This window comes from Flavobacterium aureirubrum (genome assembly GCF_038739835.1).
In the GTDB taxonomy this organism is placed as follows: Bacteria; Bacteroidota; Bacteroidia; order Flavobacteriales; family Flavobacteriaceae; genus Flavobacterium; species Flavobacterium aureirubrum.
Window position 1 is genome coordinate 1 of the sequence record NZ_JBCGDO010000047.1, and the last position, 6,149, is coordinate 6,149.

General features: G+C 30.7%; 6 protein-coding genes and 2 pseudogenes. All 8 read right to left on the bottom strand.

Going from position 1 to position 6,149, the window contains the following annotated elements; genetic code table 11:
* Positions 1-258 precede the first annotated feature (258 nt).
* Positions 259-852: a hypothetical protein gene (locus WFZ85_RS15645; RefSeq protein WP_342697198.1), complete on the bottom strand. Its 594-nt coding sequence runs from the start codon at positions 850-852 to the stop codon at positions 259-261.
* 116 nt (positions 853-968) lie between these two features.
* Positions 969-1,091, bottom strand: a pseudogene (locus WFZ85_RS15650) (integrase); the annotation flags it as partial.
* 110 nt (positions 1,092-1,201) lie between these two features.
* Positions 1,202-1,858 carry a hypothetical protein gene (locus WFZ85_RS15655; protein WP_342697199.1) on the bottom strand — a complete coding sequence of 219 codons (657 nt, stop codon included), beginning with the start codon at positions 1,856-1,858 and terminating at the stop codon, positions 1,202-1,204.
* Between the two features lie 365 nt (positions 1,859-2,223).
* Entirely contained in the window at positions 2,224-3,072 is an 849-nt protein-coding gene (locus WFZ85_RS15665) for a leucine-rich repeat domain-containing protein (protein WP_342697200.1), read from the bottom strand.
* A 370-nt stretch (positions 3,073-3,442) separates the two neighbouring features.
* Complete coding sequence (locus WFZ85_RS15675) at positions 3,443-4,429, bottom strand: CE1 family esterase (protein ID WP_342697201.1); 987 nt, start codon at positions 4,427-4,429, stop codon at positions 3,443-3,445.
* Between the two features lie 223 nt (positions 4,430-4,652).
* Positions 4,653-4,781: pseudogene (locus tag WFZ85_RS15680) on the bottom strand (tyrosine-type recombinase/integrase); the annotation flags it as partial.
* Between the two features lie 12 nt (positions 4,782-4,793).
* Positions 4,794-5,813: a hypothetical protein gene (locus tag WFZ85_RS15685; protein ID WP_342697202.1), complete on the bottom strand. Its 1,020-nt coding sequence runs from the start codon at positions 5,811-5,813 to the stop codon at positions 4,794-4,796.
* Between the two features lie 135 nt (positions 5,814-5,948).
* The coding region (locus tag WFZ85_RS15690) for a hypothetical protein (RefSeq protein WP_342697203.1) at positions 5,949-6,149 on the bottom strand (201 nt) is incomplete at its 5' end.

Below are 6,149 nucleotides of genomic sequence, written 5' to 3' on the forward strand. Positions count from 1 at the left end.
TAAATATTTTTTTACTATATTTGACATAGATATTGTTTGTTTTACGACTTCAAGATACTGCATTTCAGTATCTTGACCAATATCTAATCAATTTATTTTACTTCAAATAATTACACCCAACGGGTTATATTATATACTCCCAACACCTCGCTATAAACAAACTCAATTTTTGGAATTATTTTGATCCCGTAACTTCGGGATGGTCTTTTGGAGGGTTGTGCAACAGTTACGACTGTTACCAGCAGTTCTTTTTGTTACTTAATGAGACCAAAAGCTGTTTCCAACTATTTCCCATTTATCATTTTTTTTCTCCAAAAATATTTCAGTTCCATCATTACAATAATCCTCATATATTCCACTGTACTGTAAATAGGCTTTCTTTAAATCTGATGAAAATATTGGCACTGAGAAATAATAGTACCAATCTTCATGCTTTTTATTAACTGTAGTGAACTTTAAATTACCAAACATTTTTGGAGACAATTTCTGAATAACTTTTTTGTTTTGAAGTTTTATAAATTCCCAATCTTCTTTTTTAAAAAAATCTTTAACGGGAAAGTTTGTATTTCCAATTAAATCTGACATGGCTAAAGTGTCTTTTCTGTGAAATGGACTTTCTTCATATTCTTTAGCTTTTTTACGTTTATCAATAATAATTCTGTTTTTTAATTCTATAGAAATAGGTGTTATTGAATTTTCGGATACGAAATGAAAACCTTTATGGAAAACTATAACTTTTACAACTTCATTAATGTCGTTTTCTGTCGGTAAAGAATTCGCTTCGTTTCTTTTTTTTCCATTACAGGAAATAAGAAAAAGTAAAAATAATACAAAATATGCTTGTGGTTTCATAGAATTGCCGCTAACTTGTATATACCCGCTACAAAGTAGCGCATATACACCCAAAACAGGGTGGATAGGCGCTATTGAATAGCGTATTTGTTTCAAAAATAGAAATAAAAGTTGTATTATAAATCATCAAAAGGACTTTTAATTTGTTGAATACTTTTCGTACTAACATCAGTATATATTTCAGTTGTTTTACTACTACTATGACCTAGCAACTCTGAAATATACCTTAAATCTGTACCCCTCTCAAGTAAACACCTCTAACCACCATCCGCTCACTACCGCCAGAGGCGCACTCCGTCAGTTTCTGGCGGAGCCGTCTACTCGATTAGCGGTTTGGGCTTTTATCGGTCTATGGATATTCAAAACCAAATTCAATGTTTTCGAGTTTATCATTTGTTAGTCTATATGTTGCATAATAAATAGGCATATTGTTGCTCGTCAATAATTTTGTCTTGCTGTCATTTGGAAGCTCAATTCTATAGTTTAGCTCAATACTATTTTTTGTGCTGTCTTTAGCTACATAGCAAGTTCCGAGTTTTTCAATAATTTCTCTTTTGCTTATTCCGAGTTTAATTCCTTTTTCGGTTTCAAATTCCTTTGAATTTATTTGTCGGAAGTTCTTTTCTGACTTGTCAGCATAAGAAATATTAAAAATACTAACTTGACTATAATAACTTCCTGGATGAACTGTTAGTCCAAGTTTTTGTTTTTTGTCATTCGAGTATAAAATATGAGTAGAGTCACCTTCTAATTTTGTTTGCTTTCCTAATATTTTCAATGTGCTTTCAACATTTCCAATTTTAATACCAACAACAGATGTGTCAGGGTCAGCAAAAGCACAGTTCATTTTATTTAATTCTTGTTGTTTTTCATATTCTTCTCGCAATTCTTTGTCTGGCTCAGGGACAAGTTCAAGTCTGTCGTTTTTGTCAACAGATTTTGTCTGCGAATTATTGCAGTTTGTCAAGAGTGAGATTGTCAGTATTACTAAAAAGATATTTTTCATTTTAATGTTGGTTTGTGTCGTCATAGCCTGACCGCTAACTTGTATATACCCGCTACAAAGTAGCGCATATACACCCAAAACAGGGTGGATAGGCGCTATTGAATAGCGTATTTGTTTCAAAAATAGAAATAAAAGTTGTATTACAAATCATCAAAAGGACTTTTGATTTGTTGAATACTTTTCGTACTAACATGAGTATATATATCAGTTGTTTTACTACTACTATGACCTAGCAACTCTGAAATTTACCTCAAATCTGTACCCCTCTCAAGTAAACACCTCTAACCACCATTCGCTCACTACCCTCAGACGCGCACTCCGTCAGTTTCTGGCGGAGCCGTCTACTCGATTGTGCGTTCGTTTTTTTATATATTTTTAAAATCTTTTCTCTTTAAAATGTGATGTTTTCTGTCTTGAAAATTGAAACTTTTTAAATTTTTATAATCTTTCCAATATGTGTTGTCGTTTTCAAGAATTTTAAGATTATACACATTTAATCTTTCAAGATTTTTCAAGTTATCTAAAATTATTCTTAAACTTTCGATTTCATTACTGCTAAAGAAATTCAAATCTTTAATATTTGGAAATAGCTTGATTATTTTTTCAATCTTTATTTCTTTACAACTTTCAATGTGCAAAATTTCTACATTTGGAAAAACACAATTCATATCATCAAACGATAGTAATTTGTTCGCAATAAAAACCATCTCCCTTATGTTTTGAAGATTTTCAATGCCGTTGATACTTTTAATGTTACTTTGAATTATTCGTAATTCGTCTAAAGAATTTAATTTTGAGAATTCGGTTAAATTTTGGTTTTTAGGCTTATAACTCCATAAACTTAATTCTTTTAGTTTTTTACATTCGGATATATTTAAACATTTTTTTTGCCAAGTGTATCTTAGAATTTCAAGATTTGGGAAATTTATAAAATCATAATGAAGTTCAATATTTCGATTATCTAACTCTATTAAAGTTGCTAATTTTAGAAAAGCTCCAAGTTCATTTGTTTTATGGTAACTTCCTGAAAGCATCAGTTTTTTTATGTTGATCTCCAATACATTATCAAAGTCAATCGGTTTTTCAGGAAGAATAAAATCATCAAAACTTACCACTAAGGTTGCATCTTCATTTTCAACAAAATATTTTACAATTTCATTCTGATGTTCAGGTAAATAACAAACTCTTTTTTTTTCTTGGTTAAAAAATTTCATTGTATGTTTTTTGTTTTTCGTTTCGTTCGGCTAAAATGACGCACAACTTCTATATACCCGCTACAAAGTAGCGCATATACACCCAAAACAGGGTGGATAGGCGCTATTGAATAGCGTATTTGTTTCAAAAATAGAAATAAAAGTTGTATTACAAATCATCAAAAGGGCTTTTGATTTGTTGAATACTTTTTGTACTAACGTGAGTATAAATTTCAGTTGTTTTACTACTACTATGACCTAGCAACTCTAAAATATACCTTAAATCTGTATCCCTCTCAAGTAAACACCTCTAACCACCATCCGCTCAGTACCGTCAAAGGAGCACTCCGTCAGTTTCTGGCGGAGCCGTCTACTCGATTATGTGCTGTTTTTATTGAAGACCTTTAAAAAAGTTCCAAACTTCCTCCGCATATTCTATATCTCTATTTTGAACTCCACTTGCTGGTGAAGAATTGGTATAAACTGTCTTACTTGGTACAGCGTGTCCTGCGTTATTAAGAATAAAATATACCAAAGGTTTTGCACCACTATAAATTCTTTTTTCTACGTTTCCTGCATCTGTTGTATTCACATTAAAAGTTGATATGGTTGGATTAATATTTTGTAAACCGTTTCTTTGTAACCAATAATTTAAAGTTGCAGTTTGAGATATTACTTTTCCACGATTACAATTGCCACCAATATCTGCTACACAACCGCCATTTGCTGGCATTGCAGGGTCGCTTGTTCCGTGAGTTATCAAGATTGGCAACGGCAGATTAGAGCCATTTGTACAAAGTCCGCTTTCAGGAAACTCAGGTAAATTTCCACTTGAAACGGCTATCGCTTTAATAGTTTCAGGAAATTGAAAAGCATAAGAATAGGTCATTAAAGCACCATTACTTGTCCCTGTTAAAAACATTTTGTTTGAATTAATATTTAACTCTGAGATTAATTTTGAATTTAACTGTTTCAAAAAGGTAATATCATCACCTTGACTTCCTGATATATCATCACTTCTACAATCATTCCAACCAGGATTTCCTTGAATATCGAGTGAACCTTCTGGATAAATTACTAAAAATTTTTCATTGTCTGCTATTGTCCGAAAAACGGATAGTGGGTGAGCACCTATTTCTGAAACTCCTATACCAAGTCCACCACCACCGTGCAAAACTGTTACAACAGCATTTACAGTTGTCATTCCTGTTGGTCTATAAACTAAATATTTTCTGGTAATGTTGTTAATTGTTATATAATTTGTTGTCAAACCTTCTTGGTAAGGAATAACATTAGGATTTGAAGGATTTGGATTGTCGTCATCCTTGTTACAACCAAGGGTAAAAATCACGACAAATAATAAAAATGTTCTAATCATATTTTATTTATTTTGATAGTTATACTTGGTTAGATATTATTTTCATTGAAAGGTTTAATCTTGGTACGTTTTTTTTTAAAATAGCACACAACTTGCATATAGTCGCTACAAAGTAGCGCATATACACCCAAAACAGGGTGGATAGGCGCTATTGAATAGCGTATTTGTTTCAAAAATAGAAATAAAAGTTGTATTACAAATCATCAAAAGGACTTTTGATTTGTTACATACTTTTTGTACTTACATGGGTGTATATTTCAGTAGTCTTACTACTATTGTGACTCAAGAGTTCTTGAATGTATCTTAAATCAGTACCACTTTCTAATAAATGTGTGGCAAAGCTGTGGCGGAGCCGTCTACTCGATTAGTGGTAGTTTTTCTTTTTTAGATATTCGTAAATATATAAAATGAATGGAAAACTTACAAAAACAATCCATATGGCAATGTTTTTCGGCACAATTTTGTATATATAATTGATATAAAAAATTCCGCCTGTGAATATTACACAAAATAAAGAATGTGAAATATCGATTTGCTCTATGGAATATCTTTTTATATGGTCACTTTTTAATTCTTTAAGTTCTTTGTAATATAAACTATTGAAAAATGAACCTTTTCCGGGTAAAAAACCAACTAACATTAAATAGCTTTGGACAATATAAACACCCGAAACTCCAAGTAAAAAATATTGTAGAGCTATGTATATTCCACTTGTTATGTTTTCTGTATTTTCAATTTGTTCATTTTGAAAAACATTATAAATATGTTCAATTGCAAAAATTACGTAGATAATTGTACTCCAAATACTCAGAGTCAATCGATTTGTTCTTGTCAATTCAGTATGAGTAAAAGCGTGAAAAATTGAAAATAATGAGAAAAATAAAGCTATTACCATTAGAGATATTAAGAGCAAATTTCGAGTTTCTAGCAAACCAAAATCTGCAATCCAATAAATTATAGCCATAGATTGGATTAAAGTAATACCTTCAGTTAATTTTGGTGTTACTTTTTCTTTTGCAAAAATGCCAATTAATATCAAAAAAAATACAAGAAAAACAAAAGGCCAAATTTCGATATGATTTTCAAAAATATATTCTTGTTCTCTTTTTCCTGGTAAAAATGCAGTAAAACTTATAATAAAAGATATTAGAGCTGTTGTCAAAACTATTCCCCAATTTTTTGTCAATCTTTTGGTTTGAAAAATTGCTCCACCAATCAAAGCAAAAATACTTATTGGAATTAGAGTTCGTTCTGAAATGTAAATTCTATATGAAATAAATAAGAGTAGAAGTAGAGCTAATATTCCTAAACCTATCAAATATGGTTTTAAGTCAAATCCTTTACTTTTAGTTGTTCTTTTCTTTGGTTTCTTTTCCGTTGTCAATTGTCTTATTTTCTCGATTTTTCTTAAAATTACCACTATCGTCAGACTGCAAAAAAAACTCCACAATCTCTTTTTCAAATATACTAAAGTACTTGTAAGAAAAAAAGTCTATAAGCTTGCATAATTTTTATTTTTTTATTTAAAACCAAGTGAAGGGATTTGTCCAGAATCGTGAACATATATTCCATACTCAAAGTTGTTGAAAACTCTATGATGCTTTACATAGGAACGGCTGTTACCAGTAGTTTTTATATTCTGTTTTCGATTAAAATTAAAATTAGTCCAATAACGCATATCGTCGTAATTGCTTTTTCCATACTTATCAAAGGTTTTCTT